Origin of the sequence: Tenacibaculum sp. L6, from assembly GCF_028823685.1 — a bacterium.
GTDB lineage: Bacteria > Bacteroidota > Bacteroidia > Flavobacteriales > Flavobacteriaceae > Polaribacter.
Window position 1 is genome coordinate 25,882 of sequence record NZ_JAPEHZ010000011.1, and the last position, 26,561, is coordinate 52,442.

31 protein-coding genes are annotated in these 26,561 nt (G+C 31.4%); 13 read left to right on the plus strand and 18 right to left on the minus strand.

The window, feature by feature from the left end; genetic code table 11:
- Window positions 1–20: 20 nt before the first annotated feature.
- The 4 genes from OU788_RS03765 to OU788_RS03780 form a co-directional block, all read right to left on the minus strand.
- Window positions 21–440 carry an HYC_CC_PP family protein gene (locus OU788_RS03765; protein WP_274633920.1) on the minus strand — a complete coding sequence of 140 codons (420 nt, stop codon included), beginning with the start codon at window positions 438–440 and terminating at the stop codon, window positions 21–23.
- A 141-nt stretch (window positions 441–581) separates the two neighbouring features.
- On the minus strand, window positions 582–1,646 hold the full coding sequence (corA, locus tag OU788_RS03770; protein ID WP_274633921.1) for a magnesium/cobalt transporter CorA: 1,065 nt from the start codon (window positions 1,644–1,646) through the stop codon (window positions 582–584).
- Between the two features lie 9 nt (window positions 1,647–1,655).
- Complete coding sequence (locus OU788_RS03775) at window positions 1,656–2,030, minus strand: hypothetical protein (RefSeq protein WP_274633922.1); 375 nt, start codon at window positions 2,028–2,030, stop codon at window positions 1,656–1,658.
- Between the two features lie 2 nt (window positions 2,031–2,032).
- Complete coding sequence (locus tag OU788_RS03780; RefSeq protein WP_274633923.1) at window positions 2,033–2,863, minus strand: universal stress protein; 831 nt, start codon at window positions 2,861–2,863, stop codon at window positions 2,033–2,035.
- A gap of 98 nt (window positions 2,864–2,961) precedes the next feature.
- On the opposite strand from OU788_RS03780, the gene OU788_RS03785 reads away from it, so the two are divergent.
- The 8 genes from OU788_RS03785 (at window position 2,962) to OU788_RS03820 (ending at window position 9,063) form a co-directional block, all read left to right on the plus strand.
- Window positions 2,962–3,489 (plus strand): mechanosensitive ion channel domain-containing protein, encoded by a 528-nt coding sequence (locus tag OU788_RS03785; protein ID WP_274633924.1) that lies wholly within the window; start codon window positions 2,962–2,964, stop codon window positions 3,487–3,489.
- 412 nt (window positions 3,490–3,901) lie between these two features.
- Window positions 3,902–5,293 (plus strand): arginine decarboxylase, encoded by a 1,392-nt coding sequence (locus OU788_RS03790; RefSeq protein ID WP_274633925.1) that lies wholly within the window; start codon window positions 3,902–3,904, stop codon window positions 5,291–5,293.
- A gap of 16 nt (window positions 5,294–5,309) precedes the next feature.
- Window positions 5,310–6,248, plus strand: a complete 939-nt coding sequence (gene speB, locus OU788_RS03795; RefSeq protein ID WP_274633926.1) for an agmatinase — start codon at window positions 5,310–5,312, stop codon at window positions 6,246–6,248.
- Window positions 6,169–7,029, plus strand: a complete 861-nt coding sequence (locus tag OU788_RS03800) for an RMD1 family protein (protein ID WP_274633927.1) — start codon at window positions 6,169–6,171, stop codon at window positions 7,027–7,029. Before speB ends, OU788_RS03800 begins: the two co-directional genes overlap by 80 nt.
- A gap of 74 nt (window positions 7,030–7,103) precedes the next feature.
- Complete coding sequence (locus tag OU788_RS03805; protein WP_274633928.1) at window positions 7,104–8,072, plus strand: deoxyhypusine synthase family protein; 969 nt, start codon at window positions 7,104–7,106, stop codon at window positions 8,070–8,072.
- Between the two features lie 3 nt (window positions 8,073–8,075).
- Window positions 8,076–8,366 (plus strand): hypothetical protein, encoded by a 291-nt coding sequence (locus tag OU788_RS03810; RefSeq protein ID WP_274633929.1) that lies wholly within the window; start codon window positions 8,076–8,078, stop codon window positions 8,364–8,366.
- A gap of 10 nt (window positions 8,367–8,376) precedes the next feature.
- Window positions 8,377–8,790 (plus strand): VOC family protein, encoded by a 414-nt coding sequence (locus OU788_RS03815; RefSeq protein ID WP_274633930.1) that lies wholly within the window; start codon window positions 8,377–8,379, stop codon window positions 8,788–8,790.
- 12 nt (window positions 8,791–8,802) lie between these two features.
- Window positions 8,803–9,063: a hypothetical protein gene (locus OU788_RS03820; RefSeq protein WP_028890625.1), complete on the plus strand. Its 261-nt coding sequence runs from the start codon at window positions 8,803–8,805 to the stop codon at window positions 9,061–9,063.
- Window positions 9,064–9,103: 40 nt separating this feature from the next.
- On the opposite strand, the gene OU788_RS03825 is transcribed toward OU788_RS03820, so the two are convergent.
- From OU788_RS03825 to OU788_RS03860, 8 genes are all read right to left on the minus strand, one after another.
- On the minus strand, window positions 9,104–9,529 hold the full coding sequence (locus tag OU788_RS03825) for a tellurite resistance TerB family protein (protein WP_274633931.1): 426 nt from the start codon (window positions 9,527–9,529) through the stop codon (window positions 9,104–9,106).
- A 3-nt stretch (window positions 9,530–9,532) separates the two neighbouring features.
- Window positions 9,533–9,868, minus strand: coding sequence for a hypothetical protein (locus OU788_RS03830; protein WP_274633932.1), 336 nt, complete (start codon window positions 9,866–9,868; stop codon window positions 9,533–9,535).
- Between the two features lie 414 nt (window positions 9,869–10,282).
- A complete protein-coding gene (locus OU788_RS03835) occupies window positions 10,283–10,567 on the minus strand; it encodes a hypothetical protein (RefSeq protein WP_274633933.1) in 285 nt (94 codons plus the stop codon).
- A gap of 2 nt (window positions 10,568–10,569) precedes the next feature.
- Window positions 10,570–10,845: an ATP-dependent Clp protease adaptor ClpS gene (locus OU788_RS03840; protein WP_120186442.1), complete on the minus strand. Its 276-nt coding sequence runs from the start codon at window positions 10,843–10,845 to the stop codon at window positions 10,570–10,572.
- Between the two features lie 5 nt (window positions 10,846–10,850).
- Complete coding sequence (prmA, locus tag OU788_RS03845; protein ID WP_274633934.1) at window positions 10,851–11,684, minus strand: 50S ribosomal protein L11 methyltransferase; 834 nt, start codon at window positions 11,682–11,684, stop codon at window positions 10,851–10,853.
- Complete coding sequence (gene tpiA / locus OU788_RS03850) at window positions 11,684–12,442, minus strand: triose-phosphate isomerase (protein ID WP_274633935.1); 759 nt, start codon at window positions 12,440–12,442, stop codon at window positions 11,684–11,686. Before tpiA ends, prmA begins: the two co-directional genes overlap by 1 nt.
- Window positions 12,443–12,502: 60 nt before the next feature.
- Entirely contained in the window at window positions 12,503–12,976 is a 474-nt protein-coding gene (locus OU788_RS03855; protein ID WP_274633936.1) for a TlpA family protein disulfide reductase, read from the minus strand.
- Window position 12,977: 1 nt separating this feature from the next.
- Window positions 12,978–14,054, minus strand: coding sequence for an ABC transporter permease (locus OU788_RS03860; protein ID WP_274633937.1), 1,077 nt, complete (start codon window positions 14,052–14,054; stop codon window positions 12,978–12,980).
- Window positions 14,055–14,117: 63 nt separating this feature from the next.
- On the opposite strand from OU788_RS03860, the gene pyrF reads away from it, so the two are divergent.
- Entirely contained in the window at window positions 14,118–14,930 is an 813-nt protein-coding gene (pyrF, locus tag OU788_RS03865) for an orotidine-5'-phosphate decarboxylase (RefSeq protein ID WP_274633938.1), read from the plus strand.
- A 236-nt stretch (window positions 14,931–15,166) separates the two neighbouring features.
- Here the strand turns inward: pyrF and OU788_RS03870 are convergent, their stop codons facing one another.
- Complete coding sequence (locus tag OU788_RS03870; RefSeq protein ID WP_274633939.1) at window positions 15,167–16,363, minus strand: RagB/SusD family nutrient uptake outer membrane protein; 1,197 nt, start codon at window positions 16,361–16,363, stop codon at window positions 15,167–15,169.
- A 12-nt stretch (window positions 16,364–16,375) separates the two neighbouring features.
- Window positions 16,376–19,450 (minus strand): SusC/RagA family TonB-linked outer membrane protein, encoded by a 3,075-nt coding sequence (locus OU788_RS03875; RefSeq protein ID WP_274633940.1) that lies wholly within the window; start codon window positions 19,448–19,450, stop codon window positions 16,376–16,378.
- A 396-nt stretch (window positions 19,451–19,846) separates the two neighbouring features.
- Here OU788_RS03875 and OU788_RS03880 point away from each other — a divergent pair, with 396 nt between their 5' ends.
- Window positions 19,847–20,629: a LytR/AlgR family response regulator transcription factor gene (locus OU788_RS03880; RefSeq protein WP_274633941.1), complete on the plus strand. Its 783-nt coding sequence runs from the start codon at window positions 19,847–19,849 to the stop codon at window positions 20,627–20,629.
- Window positions 20,630–20,655: 26 nt separating this feature from the next.
- Window positions 20,656–21,414 carry an ABC transporter substrate-binding protein gene (locus OU788_RS03885; RefSeq protein ID WP_274633942.1) on the plus strand — a complete coding sequence of 253 codons (759 nt, stop codon included), beginning with the start codon at window positions 20,656–20,658 and terminating at the stop codon, window positions 21,412–21,414.
- A gap of 332 nt (window positions 21,415–21,746) precedes the next feature.
- Here OU788_RS03885 and OU788_RS03890 read toward each other — a convergent pair whose 3' ends face one another.
- The 4 genes from OU788_RS03890 to OU788_RS03905 form a co-directional block, all read right to left on the minus strand.
- The gene (locus OU788_RS03890; RefSeq protein WP_274633943.1) at window positions 21,747–22,454 is read right to left on the minus strand and encodes a DUF4197 domain-containing protein; all 708 of its coding nucleotides are present in this window, start codon (window positions 22,452–22,454) and stop codon (window positions 21,747–21,749) included.
- A gap of 53 nt (window positions 22,455–22,507) precedes the next feature.
- Entirely contained in the window at window positions 22,508–22,672 is a 165-nt protein-coding gene (locus OU788_RS03895) for a DUF5522 domain-containing protein (RefSeq protein ID WP_274633944.1), read from the minus strand.
- Window positions 22,673–22,754: 82 nt separating this feature from the next.
- Window positions 22,755–23,282, minus strand: coding sequence for a DUF4136 domain-containing protein (locus OU788_RS03900; RefSeq protein ID WP_274633945.1), 528 nt, complete (start codon window positions 23,280–23,282; stop codon window positions 22,755–22,757).
- Window positions 23,283–23,293: 11 nt separating this feature from the next.
- On the minus strand, window positions 23,294–25,288 hold the full coding sequence (locus OU788_RS03905) for a urocanate hydratase (protein WP_274633946.1): 1,995 nt from the start codon (window positions 25,286–25,288) through the stop codon (window positions 23,294–23,296).
- A gap of 299 nt (window positions 25,289–25,587) precedes the next feature.
- On the opposite strand from OU788_RS03905, the gene OU788_RS03910 reads away from it, so the two are divergent.
- Complete coding sequence (locus OU788_RS03910; protein WP_274633947.1) at window positions 25,588–25,911, plus strand: hypothetical protein; 324 nt, start codon at window positions 25,588–25,590, stop codon at window positions 25,909–25,911.
- 70 nt (window positions 25,912–25,981) lie between these two features.
- On the plus strand, window positions 25,982–26,561 hold a 580-nt coding region (locus OU788_RS03915), incomplete at its 3' end, for a cobalamin B12-binding domain-containing protein (protein WP_274633948.1).

Here is a 26,561-nt window from a genome sequence, read left to right on the forward strand (position 1 = left end):
AACTAGTTATTGTTTAAAAATCAGATTAAATATACCTCATCAAGTACATGAATATCCTTGACGACGAGTGGAGGCGAGTAATTTTTAAAAGGAATTACTTTATCGTGAATTCCTTCAAACAAATTAATATAACTATAGTAAAATGAAGCTATAAATACTTGCTGATCGAAAGACAATTGATCAAAAGATGTAATTTTTAATGTATCTTGTCCTTCAACTACCGATGCCACATCTTGACAACAGTTTTTCTTTATAACTGAGCATTCATCAGGTTTTTTTTCTTGCTGCATATCCATACCACAAGATTCAGCCTTCACAAAATAACTTGTATCCACTAACATATCACCACAAAAGTGACTGTTAATAGTAAATGACATTGTAGATAACAACACTACAAAAGCCATTAAAATAGATGTTATTTTATGAAATACTTTTTTCATCTCACTAAGTGAGTTTATTAAAATTAGACTTAATGATTATTTATTTCTTTTTGCTTATTTTCCTGAAACTTGAAATTATAACCAAAATCATTTTATGACACAAAAGTACAAAAAATTAATTTTCAAAAACTTAAACAATCCTTAAAACCATTTCTTGTGCTTAAAATAACCCAACATTGTTAAAACGATTAACAGAATAACGCCTAACATGGTAAAATATCCATAGCGATATTTTAGCTCTGGAATGTATTCAAAATTAGTTCCGTAAATACCCGCTACAAATGTTATTGGTATAAAAATAACCGAAAAAATAGTGAGTATTTTCATTATATCATTTAAACGGTTATTCACATTGGTTGAATACACTGTAAGCTGTTCGCTTAGCATATTTTTGTAATTTTCAACCAAATCATAACTTCGTTGAATTAAATCTTGTAAATCATTAAAAAAAGGCTGTTCTTTTTTTGAGATTAGATCCGTTTTAAAGTCTTTGAAATTACTTATTGCTTCACGAGCTGGTCGTATTGCTTTTCTAAAATAGTTAAGTTCTATCTTGTTTTTGTTAATCTCTGCTAAGATATCTTTATTAGGTTCTAGTAAAATTTTATCTTCTAAATCTTCTACTTTTTCACCAAAAGTTTCCATTAAAAAATTGTAATTGTCTACTATCAAATCCAATAAACAATATTTTAAATAAGTAATATTATAATTACGAACTCTTCCTTTTTTATTACGTAACCTTTCTCTTATTGGTTCAAAAATATCTCCTTGCTTTTCCTGAAATGTAATTAATATATTTTTTGTTAAGTACATGGAAATTTGCTCTGCTTCTAGTCGATGTATTTTTTCATCTAAAAACATCATTTTAATACTCGTAAAAATGTAATCTTCACCAATATCTACCTTTGGTCTTTGGCCTGTATTTGCAATATCTTCAAGAACAAGGGTATGAATGGTAAAAAGCTTCCCTACTTCTCCAAGCAACTTAACATCATGCAACCCATCAATATTAATCCATATTTTTTCATACTTGTTTAAATAACCTGAAAGTTCGCTTACAGTTTGTAATTCCACTTCGACTATTGTATTTGTATCATAACCTATTAATCGTATCCGTGTATTTTCTTCCTTTTGATTTCCAACAAAAATTGGGTTTCCAGGAATTACGTGCTTTGTGTGTTTTTGTTTGGTTATAAATCGCGTCATCCTCTTTTTTTAAGCAAGTTTAAATAGCTTATATAATTTAGCAAGAATAATAAGCTCTGATTTATTTTTACCTGCTGTAGAGTTAGAAATTTCGTGTGCAGCCACCAATAAATTGTGAATTACATCTTTAGAAAACTCTTCTTGGTGTGATAAATAGTAGTTTTTGAAACTCTCATAGGCTTCCTCTGAACTTAACTTATCTTTTACAAGGCTTCTTAAAGTTTCATAAACCTGTTCGCTACCAGAGTTATCGGAATTAGACCAGTTCTTTTCAACTCGTTTAACAATACTCTTTTTTTCTTCTACGGTCATGTTTTTATCTGCCATTGAAACGGCATAAAAAAAATTGGCTAAACCTTCGTAAAATTCTTCTGTAAAATTCATAATTAAACTATTTCTGGTAATATTAGTATCGGTATTTTACTGTGAAATGCCGATTTTTTAATTACGTTTTCTTCTAATAAACGATTAAAAAAATTGTGTTTATGATTTAACAATACCAGCAATTCGCTTTGGGTTTCATCTATATGTTTTTCTATAGTTTGCGTTTCTGAACCTTCCCAATCTATCTTTTTATAGGTAACGTTTAAATCTTGCAATAACTCTCGTAGTTTTACTTTATTTTTTTGCTGATTTTCTGTTAAAAAAGTTTCCTCAGATAAATTCACAACTTCTAATCCACACTCTTTTATAAGACTTAAGTTAATTAAAAACTGTAATTCATTTTTTGCATATTGTCTTTTATAATTTGTTGAAAAAACTATCTGATGTACTGGTTTGTATTTATAGTTCATTGGAACTACAATTAAAGGACAATTAACAGCATTAATCATTTTCATTGTGTTGGTTCCAATAAAAGTTTCTGCTAAACTCTTCGCTCCTTTAGTTCCTGTTACAACTACATCAATATTCTTTTCCTCTATTGTTTTAGTTACCGCTTTAGTTAATGAATTTGATGTAACTAAACTTTTGTAAGTAAATGAACCCTCTTCTCTATTTAAAACTTCCAATAAATATTTTAACTCATCTTCAATTTCATCATCCATTTCATTAAACCATTTATCGTTTTTTTCATCACTTAACAGTTCTGAAGGTTGACTTATATACACATCTAACAAATAAATAGTTGCTTCAACTCCTTTAAACAACTGCTTTGTGTAATTCAGTGCATTGATAGCTGCTTCTGAAAAATTATATGGAATTAAGATGTTTTTCATAATGAAATAGAATTATGATTACCTATCAAATATAATTTTTTATTTCGACATTATATTTACGAAACCAGAAGTATATTTGTATTTAAAAAAACTTAATCATGAAAAATCGTTTTTTAGAATTGTCTTTCTACAACCCTTTTATACAATTCTTGCTTTTAGTAGCAACACTATTTTTTTTGATTTATATTACTAAAAAACTGACTAGGTCTTATATCGTAAAAAATGCTATTGAACCTCACAGAAGAAAGTTAATATTAAACCTAAGCTATTTTTTATATTACACCTTAGCACTCTTTATTTCATTAATTATTTTTGGAATTAACTTTAAAGAAGTAATTGTATTCGCCTCTTCTGTACTTGCGGTACTTGGCGTTGGTTTCTTTGCTCAGTGGTCTATTTTATCAAACCTAACAGCTAGTATTATCTTATTTTTTTACCACCCAATGCGTATTGGCGACACCATAAAAATTATTGATAAAGACTTCGATTTACAAGGTGTGGTAAAAAATATTACAGGCTTTTACGTTCTTTTATACATGCCAGAAGAAAAAAGAGAAATAACTGTACCTAATACTATTATTTTATACAAAGGAATTGAGCTAATAAAGAAACAAAATAACAGCTAATTCACTGTAAATTAATTTTTTAAAAAAAATAAAAAAAAGTTTGTTGTATTAAAAAATAGTTTACATTTACGACATCTTATTATATAAGTCGAATGTTACGTTTTACTTATTTCGGTAATAACTTTTACGGGAAGATTAAGAGTTATTTAGTGTTTTGGAAACACAACGAAAAAATTAAGGATTCTTCCACTCCTCAATATTCTCTACCACTGAATTTTTACAAACAGTGCGGTGATTGTTTAGCTTTAAGAGTCTAATTATTCATGTTATTTTAGTCTAACAATCTTGTTATAAAAACAATGATGCTTGTTATACAATTTATTTAAAAAAGTTTTAGCGCATGCTTTACATGCTTTAACTATTTTTGAATTATCTTTCTGTACTCAAAAAACAGATACAACTAAAAATAATAATGAATACTAAATATAAAGACTTAATAGAACAAACGTTTGATTTTCCTCAAGAGGAGTTTCACACAGAAAACAACAATTTATTTTTTCACGACATTGATTTAATGCAATTAGTGAAGCAATACGGTGCACCTTTAAAGTTCACGTATTTGCCAAAAATATCTGAAAATATAAATAAAGCTAAGAACTGGTTTCATAATGCTATTGAAAAGCACAATTACAAAGGAAACTACAATTACAGCTACTGTACTAAAAGCTCTCACTTTAAATATGTGTTAGATGAAGCTTTAAAAAACGATATTCACATCGAAACATCATCAGCTTTTGATATTGACATTGTAAAGTCATTAAAAAAAGAAGGAAAATTAAGTGATGATGCTTTTGTATTGTGTAATGGTTTTAAACGCGATCAATACATTGCTAATATTGTTAGTTTAATTGACGGAGGACACACAAACTGTATTCCGATTATAGATAATTATGAGGAACTTGATTTAATTTTAGAAGAAACTAAAAGTAAATTTAAGGTAGGAATTCGTATAGCTTCGGAAGAAGAGCCTAAGTTTGAATTTTACACTAGTCGCTTAGGAATTGGATACAAAAACATCGTATCTTTTTACGAGCGTGAAATCGCTAACAACCCTCAAGTTGAATTAAAGATGTTACACTTCTTTATCAATACAGGAATTAGAGACAATGCTTACTATTGGAACGAATTAATGAAATGTTTAAGTGTATATATCAAACTTAAAAAAGTTTGTCCAACCTTAGATAGTTTAAATATCGGCGGAGGTTTCCCTATTAAAAACTCATTAGCTTTTGATTTTGACTATGAGTACATGGTAGATGAAATTATCAACCAAATTAATGAAGCATGTAAACAAGCAGATGTAGACGTTCCAAACATTTTTACAGAATTTGGAAGCTTTACTGTAGGAGAAGCTGGAGGTGCTATTTACGAAGTTTTATATCAAAAAAGACAAAACGATCGTGAAAAATGGAACATGATTAACTCATCTTTCATTACCACTTTACCAGACTCTTGGGCTATTAACAAGCGTTTCATCATGCTTCCTGTTAACAAATGGAACCATAGATACGAACGTGTATTATTAGGTGGATTAACTTGTGATAGCGATGATTATTACAACTCAGAGCAACACGTAAATGCAATATATTTACCTGTGTACGAAAAAGAATTTCCACTATATGTAGGGTTTTTTAACACAGGTGCTTATCAAGAAACCATTGGTGGTTTTGGCGGATTACAACACTGTTTAATACCAACACCAAAACACGTGTTAATTGATAAAAACGAAAACGGTGATCTCACCACTAAACTATTTAAAGAACAACAAAAAAGCGAAGAACTATTATCAATCCTAGGGTACTAGTTTAATATTAATAAAAATGGAAAAAAGAAATTACGCAGGTATTCCTGATCAATACGCAAAGTTAGAAACTGCTAAAGTAGTATTAATCCCTGTTCCTTATGATGGAACTAGCACTTGGCAAAAAGGAGCTGATAAAGGTCCAGAGGCGTTTTTAAATGCTTCTGAGAACATGGAATTATATGATATAGAAACTGATAGCGAAGTGTACAAAGAAGGTGTTTATTTAGCTCCTGCTGTTACTGAAAACACTTCTCCAGAAGCTATGGTTGATGCAGTACATGAAACAACTAAAAAGTACATCAATAAAAATAAGTTTGTTACTCTTTTTGGTGGTGAGCATTCAATTTCTATCGGAACAATTCGTGCATTTAACGAGTGTTTTAACAACTTAACCGTATTACACATCGATGCGCATGCTGATTTACGTAAAGAATACGAAGGCACAAAGTGTAACCATGCTTGTGCTGTATACGAAGCAAGCCAAACTACCAACTTAGTACAAGTAGGAATTCGTAGTATGGATGTTACAGAAAAGTCATCAATGAATATGGAAAAAGTTTTCTTTGCTCATGACATGGCTGTAAACGAATATTGGATGGATGATGTAATCGATCAATTAACAGGAAATGTTTTTATTACGTTCGATTTAGATGCGATTGATCCTTCTTTATTACCAAGTACAGGAACACCAGAACCAGGAGGATTATTCTATTACGAAACACTAGAGTTCTTAAAGAAAGTATTTACTGAAAGAAACGTAGTCGGTTTTGATATCGTAGAATTATGCCCTAACGAAAGTGAAAAGTCTTCAGACTTTTTAGCAGCAAAATTATATTATAAAATGTTGAGTTATAAATTCACTTCTAATATGGAAGATGAAGAAGATTATAGCGATGATGATAGCTCACCATTTAATAAATTATCAAAGTTTAAAAGTAACGACGACGATTATTAAAATGCGCTTAGAAACAATTGCGTATCATTTAGAAAAGCGGATTTTACTCAGTACAGTCCGTAAACAATTTAAATCGTTCAACTTAGTAAAAAGAGAGCATTCCTTTTTGCTATATAAAACTGAAAACAACTCGTATATTTATGTAAAAGACTACGGAAGTGTTGTTTTCATTAATTGTGAAGACGTTATAATAAATGAAGTTGTTAATTTTTTAGCAGGAAAAGAAATAGTAACGCTCAATCAATTACCATCAGAAAAATATAGCATTTCTTTTTCTGATACGATTGAAGTTGATTTTGGAAGTATCCAAATTAAAGAATTAAACGACGATGTTGCACATACTATCATGCTCAATTTAGCACAATCGGTAGCATTGATGAATTATGTAAACAAAACATCTGATTTGCACGATAAAACATTAGTGTACTCGAAGCAATTAGAAAGAACAGGAAATTTTAAACTTTCTAAAGTTCAAATGAGAAAATTTATTGGTAAAACCTTAAATTTAAAAAATAACATTGCCGAGAACCTGTTTGTTTTTGACTCGCCAGATGTAGCGTGGAACAACAAAGATTTATCTGATTTAGATTACAAATTAAAAGACGAATTAGATATTATAAAACGTCATCAAGGAATAGAAAATAGTTTAAACGTAATTAAAGAAAATTTAGATTTATTCAACGATATACTACAACACAGATATAGCAGTATGCTAGAATGGATTATCATTATTTTAATCCTTTTTGAAGTGGTGCAAGTAATTATTGAAAAACTAATTTAAAAACACAAGAGTTTATGAAGTCATACCTTCTAACATAACAGAAGCAATTTCATAAACTCACAAAAAATAATAAAATGGACAAACCTATAACCAATTTTATAGAAAAATACTTCTTACACTTTAACGCTGCTGCATTAGTAGATGCCGCTAAAGGGTACGAAGCACAATTAGAGCAAGGATCTAAAATGTTAGTATCTCTAGCAGGAGCTATGAGTACTGCAGAATTAGGAAAGATTTTTGCAGAAATGATTCGTCAAGGGAAAGTTGATATCATTTCTTGTACAGGTGCAAACCTTGAAGAAGATATCATGAATTTAGTAGCTCACTCTCACTACAAAAGAGTACCTAACTATCGTGATTTAACTCCGCAAGACGAATGGGATTTATTATTAAAAGGATTAAACCGTGTTACGGATACTTGTATTCCTGAAGAAGAAGCTTTCCGTCGCTTACAAAAGCATATTTTCAAAATTTGGAAAGATGCAGAAGAAGCTGGTGAGCGTTATTTTCCTCATGAATACATGTACAAGTTATTATTATCTGGAGTTTTAGAAGAGTATTACGAAATCGATTTAAAAGACTCTTGGATGTACGCTGCTGCAGAAAAAAACTTACCTATCGTAGTTCCAGGATGGGAAGATAGTACAATGGGTAACATCTTTGCTTCGTATGTAGTAAAAGGAGAGTTAAAAGCATCAACTATGAAGTCTGGAATTGAATACATGACTTTCTTAGCTGATTGGTACACTGACAACTCAGAAAAAGGAATCGGATTCTTCCAAATTGGTGGTGGAATTGCAGGAGATTTCCCTATTTGTGTAGTGCCGATGTTATACCAAGATTTAGAAAGAGAAGACACTCCTTTCTGGAGCTATTTCTGTCAAATCTCTGATTCGACAACTAGTTATGGTTCATATTCCGGTGCAGTACCTAACGAGAAGATTACTTGGGGTAAATTAGACATTGATACTCCAAAATATATTATAGAAAGTGATGCAACTATTGTTGCTCCGTTAATTTTTGCGTACCTTTTAAATATGTAAAGCATGAAGCGAGTTATTGTAGACTATTCAAAGTTAACTACCGATATCTTGGATTTATTGGTAGAAAAGTATCCTGACGGATACGATCATTCAGACATTATCTCTTTTAAAAACAGTAAAGGAGAAACCGTAAAAGCTGTAGAAGTTCGTACTGATGATACCTTGTTTTTGGTAAAAATCAGTTCTCAATTACAGCAAACTATGGAAGATTATGATTCGGATGATGATGATGACGATGATAGAGATGATGAGTTTGATGAAATTGAAGTGTCTGATAATTTCGACAATGATTAATTAACCAGTTATGAACCCAACATTTCACATGTCACTTCCTTGTTTAAGTATTGAGGAAACGGTAAAATTTTACACTGACGAATTAGGTTTTAGTGTTGGGAGAGCAACAAATGAATGGGTAGATATTAATCTTTTTAATAATCAACTAACTTTTGTATTAGTTGATCAATTTAAATTTGATTATCCTGACTACCAGTTTGAAAACCATGCGCTACCTACTTTTCATTTTGGTGTAATTGTAAATAGTGATGTATGGGAAGAAATGTACGACAGAGTTAATTATTGGTTATCAGATCACAGCGTAAAAAAAACGTTTTTAAAAGATAAACACGGAGAACATGTATCCTTCTTTATAAAAGACCCTAACGGATATACTTTAGAACTTAAAACCTTTATAGAAGACGACGAAATGTTTATGATGTAAACGCTAATAGTAATGGCATATTACAACTCACAACAAACAGTTACCTTAGTCGGCGTGTATCAAGGATATACAAACGGCTATTACGTTTTTGAATTGGAAAATGGTGATATTATCGATTTTGAACAAATTAATAAAAAGAATCTTGAGCATTTTGATTTAAAATCATCAGCCTTTAAAAACAAAAAGTTTGAAATAACTTATAAAGAAATTTTTGATGATGTAGATGATGAAGATTTAGTTATTTTTAAATTACACGATCTACAATTACTTTAAAAACAAATCCCATTCTTTTTAGAATGGGATTTTTAGTTTCTTATAAAATTTTTAGTATCGATTTATACTGATCAAGATCTATTTTACCACTAAATATCTTAGTAGTTTTGAAAATGATTTCTTCAGCAGTTTCTTGTGAAAAACCTAACTGAATAGCGTACTTTAACACTAATTTTAACTCAGGCTCATCTATTTCGTGATCTGAATAAATTATTTTAAACAAATCTAGTAATCGCTCAAGCCTATCGTCTGTTTTTGCTTGTGGTTGTACTGGATATTTCTTAGAGTTTTCTACTATATCCTTATATTCTGTTTCTGTAATATCTAATTTCCTTGCAAAACGATTCACTAACTTTTCTTCGTCTTCATTTAAATCACCATCTACCATAGCTAAATTAACTATCGCGCTAAAATGTGCTACATTGTTTCTGTGCTTGCTTGATTCGTATAAATCTACTATACTCATAAATTATTCTATTAATTTTATTGTTTGTAATACAGGAACTTCAATTTCATCATCACTATCTGTAATTTGATAATCGTAGGTAATCTCAAACTCCTGATCTATAAATTTGTTATCGTTTAAATTACAAGCACTTAATATCTTTTCTGATACGGTTTCAAAAGTAATTGCTTCCTCATAATCATCTTCATTCAAAAAAGAAAAGGTATACCCATTTTCATCGTACCCGTTAAAAGTAGCCACTACCTTTTTTGGCTCTGTTAAGTGCTTTTTGTTTATTGTTAATGCTAAGTTTACACCTATGAATAATATAAAAACTGCTTTTAATATTCCTTGTTTCATTTTCTTTATAAATTATAATTGATACTTTTTAAATTAACTTGGTTATTAACCACAACAAGCCCAAGTTGCTTTTAGCATAAAACCTCTATGGTTATGCTCGTGGATATAAAGAAAATGATGTTACATAGGCTTTTATTTTAGCTTACTAAAGATACGTTATTTTTCATTGATTTAATAGATCTCTTTAACCTTTTTAGAAAAAATAACGTTTAATTAAAAAAGACCAAGAACTAGTGTTCAAGGCCTTTTTCGTCTAACCAAACTTAGTATAAAAACTAACTACTACTATTTTTAAAGTCTTTTACTTTTTCTATTCATGTGCTTACATTATATATGACACTCTTTTTCTTATCTCGTCACATAAAGCGCATAAAAAAACTCAAAAAAAGTTTTTTGAGTTTTTCTACTATACATTTAATACAAATATTTTCTTAACACTATTCTATGTTCGGGAATAGATTTGTCGTAATTGTCAACCAACAACTCAAGTATTTCTGGTGGCTTTTGCCCTATTTCTTTTTTTGAATTGAATTTAGACACGTATAAATTATAAGTTAACTCAGTATCTTTAGTTTGTTTTTCAAAAATTAAAAAATGCTGCTCATTTAATTCTGAAAAACAAATATCATTTTCTTGAAATGTTCCAGAATTATCTATAAAAAAATCTGAAAATTCGTAATACCTAAAAACGTTCTCCATTCTTACACTATCTCTGCTGATAAGCCTAATTCTAATAATTTAGAACATCTTGGTTCTAAATCTTTGTATTCTCCTGTTTTAACAGCACATTTACCTTTGTAATGCACTAAAATAGTACACTGCTCTGCTTGTTCTAATGTATGATCACACACGGTGACCAAACTATCAATTACAAAATCAAAAGTATTTACATCATCATTGTACAAAACAATTTCATGCTCTGTTGTTCCTTGCAATAAGACATCAAGCTCTTCTTGAATTTTTTCTATCGTACTCATTGGTTTTATTTTTGATACTGCAAAGCTACCCAATTATTTCTTTTTATGGTATTTTTTAATGTTAAACCATACTTAGAAACCTCATTATCAATCACTGGGATATCTTCACTGTAAAATCCGCTTAATAATAAAACTCCTTCTTCATTTAAACAATCAGTATAGGTTTTCATGTCATTTAATAAAATATTACGATTAATATTTGCAATAATTACATCGTAATTTCTACCTTCTAACAACGAAGCTTCTCCTTCATATACTGAAATATGTTTACAATTATTTCTTTCTACATTCTCTAACGAATTTTCGTAGCACCAAGGATCTATATCAATAGCATCAATAGGTTGTGCTCCTTTCATTTCGGCAAAAATTGCTAAAATCCCCGTTCCACAGCCCATGTCTAACACTTTTTTACCTTCAACATCTAAATTAATCAAATGTTGTACCATCATGTGTGTAGTTTCATGATGCCCTGTACCAAAACTCATTTTTGGCTCGATAACAATATCGTATGGCAAATTCGGGTTTTCATGAAATGGCGCTCTAATACTTACCAAATCATCTACCTGAATAGGATTGAAATTCTTTTCCCATTCTTCATTCCAATTGGTTTGTTCTATTTCTTTGAAATCATATTGAATAGAAAACTCTTCAGAATTTAAAACAAATACGTTATCTAAAACCTCTGAATTCCATTCTTCTTTTTGAATATACGCTATAACTCCATTATCATTTTCAACAAAACTCTCAAATCCAAGTTCTCCTAACTCAGCTATTAAAATTTCAGTAGCTGGTTCTTTTGGCGTTACTTCAAAAGTATATTCTATATAAATATTATCCATTAAATTGATTTAATTATTGAAACAAAATCTTCAGCTTTCAAAGCAGCTCCGCCAATTAGACCACCGTCTACATCTGGTTTAGAGAAGATCTCTTCTGCATTTGATGGTTTTACACTACCACCATATAAAATTGAAATAGCATCAGCTGTTTTATTTCCGTATTCTTTTACAAAAAGCTCTCTTACAAAAGCATGTATTTCCTGCGCTTGCTCTGGGGTAGCAGTTTCTCCTGTACCAATAGCCCAAACTGGTTCATACGCTAAGACGATATTTTTAAAAGCCTCTTCTTTTAAGTGAAACAAAGCCTTTTTTACTTGGCTTTCAACCACAGTAAAATGATTTCCTGATTTTCTATCTTCTAACAATTCACCAAAACAAAAAATCACTTCTAATCCGTTTGCTAAAGCTGCATCTACTTTTTCTGCTAATAATTCGTCGGTTTCACCAAAATATTCTCTACGTTCAGAATGTCCAAGAATTACAATATTTACACCAATATTCGTTAACATATCAACAGATACCTCACCTGTAAAAGCACCGCTTGTTGCTTGGTGCATATTTTGAGCAGCAACTTCGATAGACGATTTTTTTGTCTTTTTAGCTGCATAGTGCAGGTTTACAAAACTAGGAGCTATTACAACTCTCTTGTTTTCTCTCAAACCATCTTTCAATTCTTTCTTAAGCTCCTTGATTAATACTTTAGCTTCATCAAGGTTTTTATTCATCTTCCAGTTACCTGCAACTATTTTTTGTCTCACGTTTATTCTTTTTTTCTGGTTATTGATTTTCTGTTTGCAAAATTACATTATTTCTAGGCTTTAACGAATTAATTTATCCGACACCTTCGATGACTTAAATACCTTGATATTTCTATCTTCATCAATTACTAAAAATCTCGGAATCGTTTTTAATTTTAAAAATTTCCCAAGCTCTCCTTTTCCTTTCTCTTGAATATAGTAATGCTGCCCTTTAACAGGAATGCTTTCTAAACCTCTCTTCCAATCATGGTATGAATGGTCTACTGATAAAAAAACATACTCAAATTCTGGATTTTGCTTCTGAAATAAAAGCACATCTTTAAAGCTACGTTGACTGTAAGGACAATAAGTAGCAAAGATTTGTACAAAGAGTTTCTTTCCTTGATTTTGGTCTAAAATCTCTTGAAAAGAAATTGACTCACGTTCTAAGGTCAATAATTCTTCTTTTAAGGCTTCGGTTGTAAAATGTTTTGGTTGAAAAGCAGCACAACTTGATAAAAAAATTATGCTAATTAATAAATAGAATATTCTCATTTTATTGCAATCTTATTCTTGGATCTAACCAGCTATATAAAATATCTACTAAAACATTTATGATAATAAATAACGTAGCTACTACTAAAACAGCTCCCATAATTACAGGTAAGTCTAGTGTGTTTAGCGAGTTTACTATCTCTTTTCCTAATCCATTCCAGTTAAAAATATACTCTACAAAAACCGCTCCAGCCAACATAGAAGCAAACCAACCTGAAATCGCTGTAATTACCGGATTTAACGAATTTTTCAACGCATGCTTTTTAATTACTTGATACATGGTTAAGCCTTTTGCTTTTGCGGTTCGTATGTAATCTTGACTTAAGGTTTCTAACAATGAATTTCGCATCAACTGAATTACTACTGCTAACGGACGAATACCTAATACTATTGCGGGCAATATTAAATTCTTCCACTGAATATGCATTCCTTCACCAAAATCATCAACTTCATACAAACTTCCTGTCATTTCTAAACTTGTGTACTTATGTAATACAAAACCAAAAAACCAAGCAAATAAAATTGCCGAAAAAAATGAGGGAACACTCATTCCTAAAGTACTTATGATTGCTATGAATCTATCAAAAAAAGTATCTTTAAATAAAGCGGAAAAAACTCCTAAAATAATTCCTAAAAACAGTGCGATAGTTATGGCTACCACCGCTAAAATTGCTGTATTCGGTAAGGTTTCTTTAATCACTTCGGAAACATTTTTTCCATTTTTTTGAAATGATTGACGTAAATAGGGTGTTTTTATAACCACCTCTGTATTTCCAACAGAAAACAACGATGTAGCATTGTATTTACCCTCTGATAAGAAAGTATAATTATCAGCATTTTTACTGTGAAACGACAACGGAGACACATCATTCAAATAATACAAATACTGCGTAAATACAGGTTTATCGAATCCGTATTTTTTTCGAATATTTTGTAATTGTTCTGTATCTTCTCTCTGATCTAACATCATACGAGCTGGATCTCCAGGTAAGATGTTAAACAGTAAAAAAATTACCGTAACCACCCCGAACAGTGTTAGTAATCCGTAAAAAATTTTGTTAACTATATATTGAAACATATATAACAAAGATAACAGAAACTGCTAAATTTATGTACTTTTGCCTAACTTTTACTACAACACATGACAACACAACAACTTGTATCTGAAATTAAAAAAAAGAAATCGTTTTTATGTATTGGACTGGATGTTGATTTAGACAAAATTCCAGCTCATTTGCTTCAAGAAGAAGATCCTATTTTTGCCTTTAACAAAGCTATTATTGATACTACTCACCATCTTTGTGTAGCTTACAAACCGAATACTGCTTTTTACGAAGCTTATGGAATTAAAGGGTGGAAATCTCTTGAAAGAACGATTAATTACTTAAACGAAAAATATCCTGAAATTTTTACCATTGCTGATGCTAAGCGTGGTGATATTGGTAATACTTCAACTATGTATGCCAAAGCTTTTTTTGAAGATTTAGCTTTTGACTCAGTAACAGTTGCGCCATATATGGGAAAAGATTCTGTTGAGCCTTTTTTAGCTTTTAAAGATAAACACACCATTATGTTGGCTTTAACTTCTAACCAAGGTGCATTTGATTTTCAGACTCTAAACGTCAATAATAAAGAACTTTACAAAGAAGTTCTTGAAGTCTCAAAATCTTGGAAAAACTCACAAAACTTGATGTATGTGGTTGGCGCTACCAAAGCTGAATATTTAGCGGATATCAGAAAAATTATTCCTGAGAGCTTTTTATTAGTTCCTGGAGTTGGTGCACAAGGCGGAAGCTTAGAAGAGGTTTGTAAATACGGAATGACTGACACTGTAGGCCTGCTAATTAATTCCTCTCGTGGAATTATTTATGCTTCTAATAAAAGTGATTTTGCTGAAGCTGCTGCTGCTAAAGCTAAAGAGCTACAACAACAAATGGAAAATATTCTAAAATAAAAACAAAGCCAAGGTTAATGACTCCTTGGCTTTATAACTAATTCAAATAATTACATCAATGAAAACAAAGTTTGATGTAAAGTGGTGCAAAAGTATTAAGCTTAATACTCCATACTTACAACTTTGATTTGAATGACTTGATTTTTGATTTAAGAAAGCTATATTTTAAAAATAAAGAAGGCTGAGAATTAATTCTCAGCCTTCTTTTCTGTTTAAGGGAAGATCTATTTTACTTATTATTGAAGTAATGGGTTAGAATCAACCGCTCTAGTTGGGTAAGGTAAAACATAAGAAGCCTTTCCTTCTAATTTCAAATCTTGCCACCTTGTCCACTCAAAAGACATTTCTAAACGTCTTTCTTCAGCTAATGTTAACGAAGACTTTCTTACTGTTTGTAATTCTGTTAATCTTGCAGTATTACCTGCTTCTGCAGAAATTAAATACATTTCAGCAATTCTTGATACTAATAAATCTGAGTCATCTGCTCTTTTATATTTATTTGAGTAAATATAACCTCCATTATCATCTTTACCAGCAAAGTCAAATAAGATTTCACGAGTATCTTCTCCTTTTACTAATGCTGTTAAATCATCAGCTGCTGCAAAACAGTTCCAATCTTTTGCCATAGGACTCATAATCCAACCCCAAGAACCAACTTCTTCTGCTTTATTACCTTTAAACATAAAGATAACTTCTGAATCTCTCTCTAAAGGGTTTGCTGCTAAAGAGAACTTACCTGATGTAATTAACTCTTCTGCTTCTGCTCCTGCAGCTGAAATATTACCTTGCACTCTGTAAACTCTTGCTAAAAGAGCTGATGCTGCTTCTTTTGTAGGAGTTTTTTGACTTTCTAACAAACTAAGTCCATTAAAACTTACACAGTTTTCTTTTGCGTATTTTAAATCTTCAACAATAAAGTTTAACACATCCTCTTTTGAAGAAGGTGCAATAGGTGTTCTATCATAACTTTCATCTACTAAAGGAACTCTTTCAAACATATCATAAAGTCTTAAGTAACTTAAAGCTCTGTTATAACGTGCTGCTCCTTTTTGAGCTTCATTTGCAGAAGGTACTTTTAATATAGTATTAGCTCTATCGATACCTGCATAATAATCTGCATAAAAATAACTTAATAAAATATCACTTGCAGGAACTTTATTTTCGTAAAAGTTCTGTACTTGAAACCATTGAAATTTAACTGGCTTATAGTTATCTCCCATAATTTCAGTATTCATTATCGCGAAATAACCATACTGATTAGGGTGTCTCATCTTTTTATATAACCCTGTTAATAATTTATCTACATCTTCTGTTGCTAAGCTTGAATTTGCGTCTAGAGATGCTTCAGAAGGTATATCTAACTGATCGCTACAAGATGTTGTTAACGCCGCAAATAACCCTATGAAAAGTATTTTTGAAATTTTTTTAATCATCGTATTTTATTATTAAAATTTAACGTTTAATCCTACCAAGAATGATTTCACGTTTGGAATACCTCCTAAATCAACTCCAGCTCCAATTTTACTTCCGTCTGTTCTATCTTGGCTACCTTGTGCTGCTTGATCTACATAACTTACTTCTGGATCTGCTCCTGAATATTTAGTAAATGTAAATGGGTTTCTTACTTGAGCATAAAGTCTTAAACTTTTAATGAATTTAACATCTGAATCTTTTAAGAAGTCAAAATTATATCCTAAAGTAATATCTGAAATTCTTAAATAATCAGCATCTTCTAAGTATCTTGTAGATCTTTGAGTGTTCCATGCAGAAATTTCAGAAGATAAATGTGGTCTTGGGTTAGAAGCATTCGTATTTGTTGGCGTCCAATAATCTAACATTTCCGTTAACATGTTTTCAGAATAAGATGGTGCTCCAACTGCTCCTCCGTTCAATCCGTCTTCCTTGAAAAGTGCATATACTTTTTTACCTAAAGAGTATTGACCACTAATTGATAAATCAAAACCTTTGTATTCAACAGAAGTGTTAAAACCTCCGTAGATTGGAGCAATACCTCCTTCAAATACTTTTTTATCAGCATCAGTAATTTGTCCATCACCATTGTGATCTACATAAATCATATCTCCAGCTGCCACTGTTTGACCATCTGTACCATCAGCTTTCTTATAAGTATAAGCTTCTGAAGCTACGCCTGCTGATTCTAAGATAAAGAATGAACCTAAAGAGCTTCCTTCTTTAACAATAGAGGCAAATCCTGTTGTGTATTGTCCTGATTCAGCTCCTACCTTTAATACTTTATTATCATTGTATGAAAAGTTAGCACCGAAGTTCCATTTAAAATCTTCTTTTTCAATAATTCTAGCATTAACATTAGCTTCAAAACCTTTATTTGAAATATTACCAACGTTAGCTAACATAGTTCTAAATCCACTTTCTTGCGGTACATTAACTCTACTTAAAAGATCTTGAGTTTCTTTTTCATAGTAATCTAAGTTAACATCAATTCTATTAAATAAGGTAATGTCTAAACCTAAGTTTAAAGCTTCTCCTTTTTCCCATTTTAAGTCAGGGTTAAAAATATTGGTTGCCGCTAAACCTGGAGCTTGATCATAATTTTCACCAGAACCAATTAAACTTTGTCCAGAAGCATAAGAAATACCTGTTTGGTTACCAGTATATCCAAAAGAAGCTCTTGCTTTTAACTCAGTAATTGCAGGTACATTAAAGAATTTCTCATTAGAAATAGTCCATCCTAAAGATGCCGCTGGGAAACTACCCCATCTGTTTTCTTTTGTAAACTTTGAAGACCCATCATATCTTGTAGACACCATAAAGTGGTACTTAGAATCCCAAGACATTTGTAATCTTGTAAAATACGACTCTAACGCCATAGATCTAAAAAAACTTTCTCCTTGATTAATTTCCCCTGCAGAAACTAACCAATTTAAATCACTTGACGGGAAATTTTCACCTGCCACAAAAGCACTTTCGTAATCCCATTGTTGGAACGAATGACCTGCTAATAAAGTTAACTTTAACTTGTCATTTGCATACTTGTCAGTATAAGTTACAGTGTTTTCAATTAAGTAATCTCTATTGTTTTCTGTACTATACAAACCATATCCTGTAGGTACTCCATCTCCATTCAACCCTCTTCTTGTGTTAGGAGCATCATATCTGTTATATCTATTACTTCTAATATTACCACTAAAAGCAGAGTGCCATACAACACTTTCTATTGGTGTTACATCAAAGAATAATGTTCCTCCTAAGTTTTGCCACTTATCCGTTACTTGTCTTTCAAAAGCAAACAATGGGTTAACAAAGTTGTGAACAGCAATTTTTCCATCTGCATCATAAGGAGAAACATCTGGTCTTGCTCCTAGTGCTCTTGAATATGGTTGATATGTACTATTATCATCAGCAAATGGAGTTGCTTCAGAATAAGAGAAGAAAGAATTAACTCCATACTTTATGTAGTCATTCATTTTTTGCTCTACATTTAATTTTACACGTCCGATTTTGTAAGTATCTTCTTTTATGATACCTTCTTGGTCGTATAAAGAAGCTGATAAATATGCTCTAGTGTTTTCTCCTCCTCCTGAAATACTAAATTGGTGTCTTTTAACAGCTGCGTTTTCTCTTAACACTAACTTTAACCAATCTGTGTTATAAGGACTATTAGGTAATGGAGTTAAAATTGTAGGATCTTTTGGTGCGTCTAAAGCTCCAGAAGCAATATCATCCATATAATTTACTCTTGCAGCATCTAATACTTGCTTATACCCTTGAGCATCTAACAAACTTGGTCTTTTTATAATATTTTGGAAACCATAAGAAGTGTTAAAAGAAACTGAAACATCTTGTTGATACCCTCCTCTGTTTGTTTGAATTAAAACAACACCATTTGAAGCTCTAGAACCATAAATAGCAGTAGAAGCAGCATCCTTTAAAATACTTATACTTTTAATATCTTCAGGAGAAATTCCAGACATGTCTTCTTGCGGAACACCATCAATAATATATAATGCATTGTTTGATGCACTTAAAGAACCGTTACCTCTAATACTAATTTGAGTAGCATCACCTGCTCTACCTCCTGTACTTACAATTTGTAACCCTGAAGTTTTACCTTGTAAAGCCTGAGTCACATTAGCTACTGGCTTATCTTGTAATTGTTCTACTCCAATTGTTGCTACAGATCCTGTTAAATCTTTTTTAGAGCTAGTTCCATACCCAACAATAACAATCTCTTCTAATAAATTAGAATCTTCTTGCATTAAAACATTAAGTTCAGAACCTGATCCAACAGTTTTTTCTGCGGCTTTCATTCCAACAAAAGTAAACACTAAAACATCTCCTTGTTTAGCGTTTATAGAATACATACCATCAAAATCTGTCTCAGTACCTATGGTTGTACCCTTTAAAATTACATTTACACCTGGTAAAGGACCTGAACTATCAGATACTACACCGGTGATTTTCTTTTCCTGTGCACTCACATTCAGTATAAAACTGAAAAAGAATAATGCACAGATCACATTTCTTAAATGTAGATTCATAAATTATTAAATTTTTATTAATTAACATTTGTAAAACTAAAGGCTATAAGTTTCTGTCTGCACCTATTTGAAGTAGACATCTTTTTATTTGATGTGAAAAAACATTTTTAAGAAGTAAGCAGTAAAAACCACTTAAACACCACTTGTTAATTATTGTTAATTTTTTCAAAATCTCTTTATTTATCAACCTCTGAAGAGGTTCTCTACATTGTTTTATTGAATAAATTCTCCTAAATAATCAATAAATAAGGTACCCCCTCAAGCATTTTTAACAATTAACATCTTGACTTTTAACAAACAACTCTGGCTTTAATAAAATTTTAACTATAATCAACGGTATTTAAGTTAGGGAACTCCTTGATTTGATTGTTATAGTATCTCAGAAAACAGAATGTAATGAAGATATCGATTTTAATCGTTGATGATGAAAAGACCGCTAGAGCTAGATTTAAAAAATTAGTAAGTGAGTATAGTTTTATAAAAATTATTGGGGAATGTTCTAATGGTGTAGATGCTATAGAAAAAATCAACACCTTATCACCTGATGTAATTTATCTTGACACAAAAATCAATGATATGACTGGTTTTGATATTATTGAAAAAATCACTTTGCCTCAAAAGCCTATATTTATTTTTACAGCTTCATCAAACGAATATGCTGTAAAAGCTTTCGATTATTTTGCTTTCGACTATCTTTTAAAACCATTAGAAGAAGATCGTTTCTATGCTTCTATTAAAAAGGTAATTAATTATAAAAAAATAGTTGAATTATCTAACTTTAATAATAACCTCGACAATATAATAGGACTTGTAAAAGAAAGTACTCCTATTGAAACACCTGTAAAAGGAACCAAGATTAATATTAAATCTGGTAATAAAATAATCTTTTTAGAACGTAATTCAATCAAGTACATATCTGCTTCAGGTTATTATGTAGAAATTTTTACTACCGACAATAAAAAATACCTACTAAGAGAATCTTTATCAAGTATTATTAAAAGACTAAACTCTAATCTTTTTGTTAGAATTCATAGATCTACCATAATCAACTCTAATTTTATTGACGAAATTATCACTTCAAACTACGGTGAAACCGACGTAAAAATCAACGATAACAAAACCTTTAGAGTTAGCAAAAGCTACAAAAAAGATTTTCAAGAGTTAATGGGAGTTAAATAGTAGCTTCGAATCATTACTTTTGTGTAATGAACAATCCAAAAAAATATACTCGAATTATTTCTTTAGTCCCTAGTCAAACAGAACTTTTGGTTGATTTAGGACTGGAGGAACATATCGTTGGTATTACAAAGTTTTGTATCCACCCTAATCACTTAACGAAAACAAAAACCATTGTTGGCGGTACAAAAAACATCAAGATTGAAAAAATAAAAGAACTTCAGCCTGATATTATTTTATGTAATAAGGAAGAAAATACCAAAGAAATAGTTGAGGCTTGCCAACAAATAGCATACACTCACGTTTCTGATATCTTTACACTTGCTGACGCTATTGATATTATTTCTTTATATGGAAGCTTTTTTGACAAACAAAAAGAAGCTGATAAAATGGTTCATGAATTAGAATCAAAAGTAATCGATTTTAAAAATTTTATTCACGATAGGAAAAGCAGAAAAGTAGCTTATTTTATTTGGAAAAATCCTTGGATGGTTGCCGCAAATAACACGTTTATAAATCACTTATTAGAACTCAACAAGTTTGAAAATATTTACAGTGATTTAGAACGCTATCCTGAAGTTACTCTCGAAACCACAAAACAAAGAAAAGCAGAACTCGTTTTACTTTCTTCAGAACCTTTTCCTTTTAAAGAAAAACATACTGCTGAAATAAAAGAGCACGCAAGCAACAGCACACCTATTTTGGTCGATGGCGAGTACTTTTCTTGGTACGGTAGTAGGTTATTAAAGGCTTTTGATTATTTTAAACAATTACACGACAGTATTTGACGGCATATCTTCATCTAAATATTTAATTCTATTTAGTTTTTCCAATATTTTCATTGCTTTAAATGCTGATCGATCGCTTTTACACTCATCAACATATTTATAATCATTAGCCGTCTCAACCAACCTGCTATATCTTTCTTCCAAGTGCTTTCGATATCTTCGTAATTGATTAATTCTTGACATTATATTAAAATTTAAGCGGATTATAAATATACACAAATATTTGATTTACAGAAATATAAAAACTAATCAAGATTTAAAATGGGGAAAATTCCTATTTTAATTATTACCAACAACAAAAAAGCTCTTGATTTCTCAAGAGCTTTCTAATTTTATTTTTTATCCTGCAACGCAAATACCTGACGTAGCAAAGGAGTATCACGTAATCCTACTTTTTCACGAATTCCTTTTTCTTCAACAGCAATCATGGTAAAAACACCTTCTAAAGCTTCCGTAGTTACATAATCTGTTAAGTCTGGATTCACTTTTTTAACAAACGGAATACTATTGTATTTCGTTATTAAGTTTGACCAAATTTTATCAGCACCTACTTTAGAAAATGAGTTTTTAATCACTGGATTAAACTCAGCATATAATGCAGACGTTGTTTTTCCTTCTAAATAAGAAGTTGCAGCATTATCTGCTCCTAATAATATATTCTTTGCGTCATTAAATGTAATTTCCTTCACCGCATTTACAAAAATTGGAGTCGCTGTTTTTACAGCATCTTCAGCAGTTCTATTAATTGCTTTTAAACCTTCATCAGCTAAATTACCCAAACCAATACTGCGTAATCCCTTATCAACCGCTTGTAATTCTTCTGGCAACAAGATTTTTACCAAGTCATTCTTATAAAAACCATCAGTAGCTGTTAATTTACTTACCTGATGTTGAATACCATTATCTAAAGCTTGACGTAAACCGTTACCTATCTGCTCTTGTGTTAACACTCCTCCTTGTGGTAATTGATTTACTACTTTTTGTAACTCTGCACATCCCATAAAAGTTAGTGCAATAAAGAATACTGTAATTTTTTTCATGTTTACTTGTTTGATTTTTTCTATTAGAAACAATAAACTAATTATTGTCACATTTATTTGAAGCTGTCGGTATTTTTATCATATCCATACGGACAGTGCTTACATCCACTTTTACAACAATATCCGCGTCGTAAATGGTACGCTTCTTTAAAAACTCTATACCCCTGTTCGTTTGTATAATACTCATCAGGAGTAGGTTTTAATATCTCTTTTCTCATACTACAAATATCATAAAAAAAATACGTTAAACAGGTTTTACATTCCTGCTTAACGTATTTATATATACCTTAAAATAAAATTTTACTTCTTAACATTTGGAGGATATTCCGCCATTATCTCTGCTACAAATTCTTTAATACGAGCTTCTTTACGTTCAACACTACTTGTACTTAAAGCTCCCGTTCCTATTCCTTGCCATACTAACTCTTTTTTGTTAGCGTCTAACAAATCAATAAACAACGTTCCTTCTGTATATTGAGAAACTGTTACAGGACTTGGTCCATAATACCAAGGATAATAAAATCCTCCATAATAATTATCGTTTACATTGATACGCTCACGAGATTTTGTAAACAAACTCACTAAAACATCTGGTGACGCAGATTTGGTCATTCCTTTTGCCATCAATTCTGCTTCAATAGCACGCATAATACGTTTCTTATCTAAATCAGAAATTGAAGCTTTGTCTATTCCTGTTTTATAAAACGCAAATGTTTTGTACTGATTAAAATCAGTTTGTGTATCATAATCAGTTGTTACTCTTACTGAGCTACATGAAGTTACCAATAATGCGATAATTGGTAATACTAGTAATTTTATTTTTTTCATTTTCTTCGGATTTACATATTCTCTAACAATGCATCATCCACTATGTTAGGAAGCGTAACTTTTAGTTTTTTTTCAACTTCCATTGCTCGTTTAATAGCAAAAACAGCTTCTTCATTTCTTGCCCAACTACGTCTTGCAATTCCGTTATTCACATCCCAGAAAAGCATTGATTTTAAGCGTCTTGATGCATCTTTAGAACCATCAAGAAGCATGCCAAATCCACCGTTAATTACTTCTCCCCAGCCTACTCCACCTCCATTGTGGATAGAAACCCAAGTAGCTCCTCTAAAACTATCTCCAATTACATTATGAATTGCCATATCTGCAGTAAAACGAGATCCGTCGTAAATATTTGAAGTTTCACGGTAAGGTGAATCTGTTCCTGAAACATCATGGTGGTCACGACCTAAGACTACTGGACCTATTTTTCCTTTCTTAATTGCTTTATTGAAAGCTTCCGCTATTTTCATACGTCCTTCAGCATCTGCATATAAAATACGTGCCTGTGAACCTACAACTAACTTATTTTCTTGCGCTCCTTTAATCCATTGAATGTTATCTGCCATTTGCTGTTGGATTTCTTCAGGAGATTTTTTCATAATCTTTTCCAATACCTTACAAGCAATCGCATCTGTTTTTGCTAAATCTTCTGGATTTCCTGAAGTACATACCCAACGGAAAGGACCAAAACCATAATCAAAACACATAGGTCCCATAATATCTTGTACATAACTAGGATACTTAAACTCTCTCCCTAATGTCGGATTCGGATTCATTACATCCGCACCTGCTCTACTTGCTTCTAACAAAAAGGCATTTCCGTAATCAAAGAAATACGTTCCTTTTTCTGTGTGCTTATTAATCGCTTTTGCGTGACGACGTAAGGTTTCTTGTACTTTTTCTTTGAATAACTCCGGATTATTCGCCATCATTTCGTTTGATTCTTCAAACGACACATCCACAGGATAATAACCTCCTGCCCAAGGATTGTGTAACGATGTTTGATCTGAACCTAAATCGATATACACATCTTCTTCAGCAAACTTCTCCCAAACATCCACCACATTTCCTAAGTAAGCCAACGAAACTACTTCTTTGTTTTCTTTTGCTTTACGAACACGTGCTACTAATTCATCTAAATCGGTGATTTTTTCATCAATCCAACCTTGATCTAAACGAACCTGCGTTATTTTCGGATTCACCTCAGCACAAACTGTGATACAACCTGCAATGTTTCCTGCTTTTGGTTGCGCACCACTCATTCCTCCTAAACCAGCAGTAACAAATAAGTTTCCTTTTGGCGATTTTCCTATTTTTCTAAACCCGTTTAACACAGTAATAGTGGTACCATGTACAATTCCTTGTGGACCTATATACATGTAACTTCCCGCCGTCATTTGACCATATTGTGTTACTCCTAAGGCGTTGAATTTTTCCCAATCATCTGGCTTTGAATAATTCGGGATCATCATACCATTTGTAACTACCACTCTTGGAGCATCTTTATGTGATGGAAATAATCCCATTGGGTGTCCTGAATACATTACCAAGGTTTGTTTATCTGTCATTTCTGATAAGTACTTCATGGTTAATAAGTATTGCGCCCAGTTAGAAAACACCGCGCCGTTACCCCCGTAGGTAATTAATTCATGTGGATGTTGCGCTACTGCATAATCCAAATTATTTTGAATCATTACCATAATAGCTTTTGCCTGCTCTGATTTCCCTGGATATTCATCAATAGGACGCGCGTACATTTTATAATCTGGACGGAAACGATACATATAAATTCGTCCGTACTTTTCTAATTCTTCAGCAAACTCAGGTAATAATGCTGAGTGATGTTCTTTATCGAAATAACGCAATGCATTACGTAAAGCCAATTTCTTCTCTTCGTCAGTTAAAATTTCTTTACGTTTTGGCGCGTGATTAATGGTAGTATCATACTCCTGCTTTGGAGGTAATGTTGTTGGAATCCCTTGTTTTATTTGTTCTTTAAAAGTCATTTTATACGTTTTTGAGTTTTCAATAAAAACTGAAAACTTGTTAATTATAAGTTGTTGATAAGCGTAAAAAAATGAAAAAACTATGGATAACGAATATCTGCTCTGTGGTACTGAGCTTCAATCCTCTTCTTATATTTTAGTGTTAAAATATCCATCTTCTTTGAAGTTTGCACAAATATAAGTTTATACAGTTAAAAAAATGAGTTTTAAAAAGCATAAATTTTTCAGTCCTCATTTTATTTACTCTTGTATCCTAACAATAAATTGTACCTTTGACTAGTTATTGCATAAACAGATTTATGATTTTTATATCAAAACATATAATACCAAAAGGATTTTCTGGAATGACATTATATCCTTTTATCTTTTTAAAACGAGAAGATTTAAAAGGGAATCCTGTTTTGATAAATCATGAGAAAATTCACTTAAAACAACAGCGAGAACTCTTAATTGTATTTTTTTATATTCTTTATTTTTTAGAGTGGTTTATTCGATTATTGATGTATCGAAAAACATCTTTAGCATATAAAAACCTAAGTTTTGAGCGAGAAGCTTATCAAAACGAACATAATTTAGATTATATATCTACTCGAAAAAGATGGGCTTTTCTTAATTATTTATAGTTTTCAAAACATCCTGCTATTTTTTTATAATTCCGTAAATTGCGTACCCGAAAATTAAGACAATTTACGAATGGAACAAATAACTCCCTATAAACCTAAACACAAAGTACGAATTGTAACCGCAGCTTCTCTATTTGATGGGCACGATGCCGCTATTAATATTATGCGTCGAATTATTCAATCTACAGGGGTTGAAGTAATTCACTTAGGGCATGATAGAAGCGTTGAAGAAGTAGTAAACTGTGCTATTCAAGAAGACGCAAATGCAATTGCTATGACTTCGTACCAAGGTGGACACAACGAGTACTTTAAGTACATGTACGATTTATTGCAAGAAAAAGGAGCTGGACATATTAAAATATTTGGTGGTGGTGGTGGAGTAATTCTACCAGAGGAAATCAAGGAATTGATGGACTACGGAATTACTCGTATTTACTCTCCTGATGATGGTCGTGAATTGGGATTACAAGGAATGATTAACGATTTAGTTCAACAATCAGACACAAGCCCATCCCTAACCCTTCCCGAAGGGAAGGAAATTAATGATGAACTCAAAGAAAAAAACATTAATACAATTGCACGGTTAATTACCATTGCCGAAAACGAACCTCAAAAGTTCACTAAACTTCAACAAAATAATACTAAAAGCT

Excerpts from the sequence above, each read along its gene's own strand:
- OU788_RS03820 (WP_028890625.1), top strand. The coding sequence starts at position 8,803 with ATGGCATATTACAACTCACAACAAACAGTTACCTTAGTCGGCGTGTAT.
- OU788_RS03800 (WP_274633927.1), top strand. The coding sequence starts at position 6,169 with ATGAAGAAGATTATAGCGATGATGATAGCTCACCATTTAATAAATTAT.
- OU788_RS03905 (WP_274633946.1), bottom strand. The coding sequence starts at position 25,288 with ATGACTTTTAAAGAACAAATAAAACAAGGGATTCCAACAACATTACCT.
- OU788_RS03870 (WP_274633939.1), bottom strand. The coding sequence starts at position 16,363 with ATGATTAAAAAAATTTCAAAAATACTTTTCATAGGGTTATTTGCGGCG.
- OU788_RS03815 (WP_274633930.1), top strand. The coding sequence starts at position 8,377 with ATGAACCCAACATTTCACATGTCACTTCCTTGTTTAAGTATTGAGGAA.
- OU788_RS03840 (WP_120186442.1), bottom strand. The coding sequence starts at position 10,845 with ATGAGTACGATAGAAAAAATTCAAGAAGAGCTTGATGTCTTATTGCAA.
- OU788_RS03855 (WP_274633936.1), bottom strand. The coding sequence starts at position 12,976 with ATGAGAATATTCTATTTATTAATTAGCATAATTTTTTTATCAAGTTGT.
- OU788_RS03825 (WP_274633931.1), bottom strand. The coding sequence starts at position 9,529 with ATGAGTATAGTAGATTTATACGAATCAAGCAAGCACAGAAACAATGTA.
- pyrF (WP_274633938.1), top strand. The coding sequence starts at position 14,118 with ATGACAACACAACAACTTGTATCTGAAATTAAAAAAAAGAAATCGTTT.
- OU788_RS03890 (WP_274633943.1), bottom strand. The coding sequence starts at position 22,454 with ATGAAAAAAATTACAGTATTCTTTATTGCACTAACTTTTATGGGATGT.
- OU788_RS03835 (WP_274633933.1), bottom strand. The coding sequence starts at position 10,567 with ATGGAGAACGTTTTTAGGTATTACGAATTTTCAGATTTTTTTATAGAT.
- OU788_RS03780 (WP_274633923.1), bottom strand. The coding sequence starts at position 2,863 with ATGAAAAACATCTTAATTCCATATAATTTTTCAGAAGCAGCTATCAAT.
- OU788_RS03790 (WP_274633925.1), top strand. The coding sequence starts at position 3,902 with ATGAATACTAAATATAAAGACTTAATAGAACAAACGTTTGATTTTCCT.
- OU788_RS03900 (WP_274633945.1), bottom strand. The coding sequence starts at position 23,282 with ATGAAAAAAATAAAATTACTAGTATTACCAATTATCGCATTATTGGTA.
- OU788_RS03860 (WP_274633937.1), bottom strand. The coding sequence starts at position 14,054 with ATGTTTCAATATATAGTTAACAAAATTTTTTACGGATTACTAACACTG.
- OU788_RS03885 (WP_274633942.1), top strand. The coding sequence starts at position 20,656 with ATGAACAATCCAAAAAAATATACTCGAATTATTTCTTTAGTCCCTAGT.
- OU788_RS03910 (WP_274633947.1), top strand. The coding sequence starts at position 25,588 with ATGATTTTTATATCAAAACATATAATACCAAAAGGATTTTCTGGAATG.
- OU788_RS03830 (WP_274633932.1), bottom strand. The coding sequence starts at position 9,868 with ATGAAACAAGGAATATTAAAAGCAGTTTTTATATTATTCATAGGTGTA.
- speB (WP_274633926.1), top strand. The coding sequence starts at position 5,310 with ATGGAAAAAAGAAATTACGCAGGTATTCCTGATCAATACGCAAAGTTA.
- prmA (WP_274633934.1), bottom strand. The coding sequence starts at position 11,684 with ATGGATAATATTTATATAGAATATACTTTTGAAGTAACGCCAAAAGAA.
- OU788_RS03810 (WP_274633929.1), top strand. The coding sequence starts at position 8,076 with ATGAAGCGAGTTATTGTAGACTATTCAAAGTTAACTACCGATATCTTG.
- OU788_RS03805 (WP_274633928.1), top strand. The coding sequence starts at position 7,104 with ATGGACAAACCTATAACCAATTTTATAGAAAAATACTTCTTACACTTT.
- OU788_RS03775 (WP_274633922.1), bottom strand. The coding sequence starts at position 2,030 with ATGAATTTTACAGAAGAATTTTACGAAGGTTTAGCCAATTTTTTTTAT.
- OU788_RS03785 (WP_274633924.1), top strand. The coding sequence starts at position 2,962 with ATGAAAAATCGTTTTTTAGAATTGTCTTTCTACAACCCTTTTATACAA.
- OU788_RS03765 (WP_274633920.1), bottom strand. The coding sequence starts at position 440 with ATGAAAAAAGTATTTCATAAAATAACATCTATTTTAATGGCTTTTGTA.
- corA (WP_274633921.1), bottom strand. The coding sequence starts at position 1,646 with ATGACGCGATTTATAACCAAACAAAAACACACAAAGCACGTAATTCCT.
- OU788_RS03880 (WP_274633941.1), top strand. The coding sequence starts at position 19,847 with ATGAAGATATCGATTTTAATCGTTGATGATGAAAAGACCGCTAGAGCT.
- OU788_RS03875 (WP_274633940.1), bottom strand. The coding sequence starts at position 19,450 with ATGAATCTACATTTAAGAAATGTGATCTGTGCATTATTCTTTTTCAGT.
- OU788_RS03895 (WP_274633944.1), bottom strand. The coding sequence starts at position 22,672 with ATGAGAAAAGAGATATTAAAACCTACTCCTGATGAGTATTATACAAAC.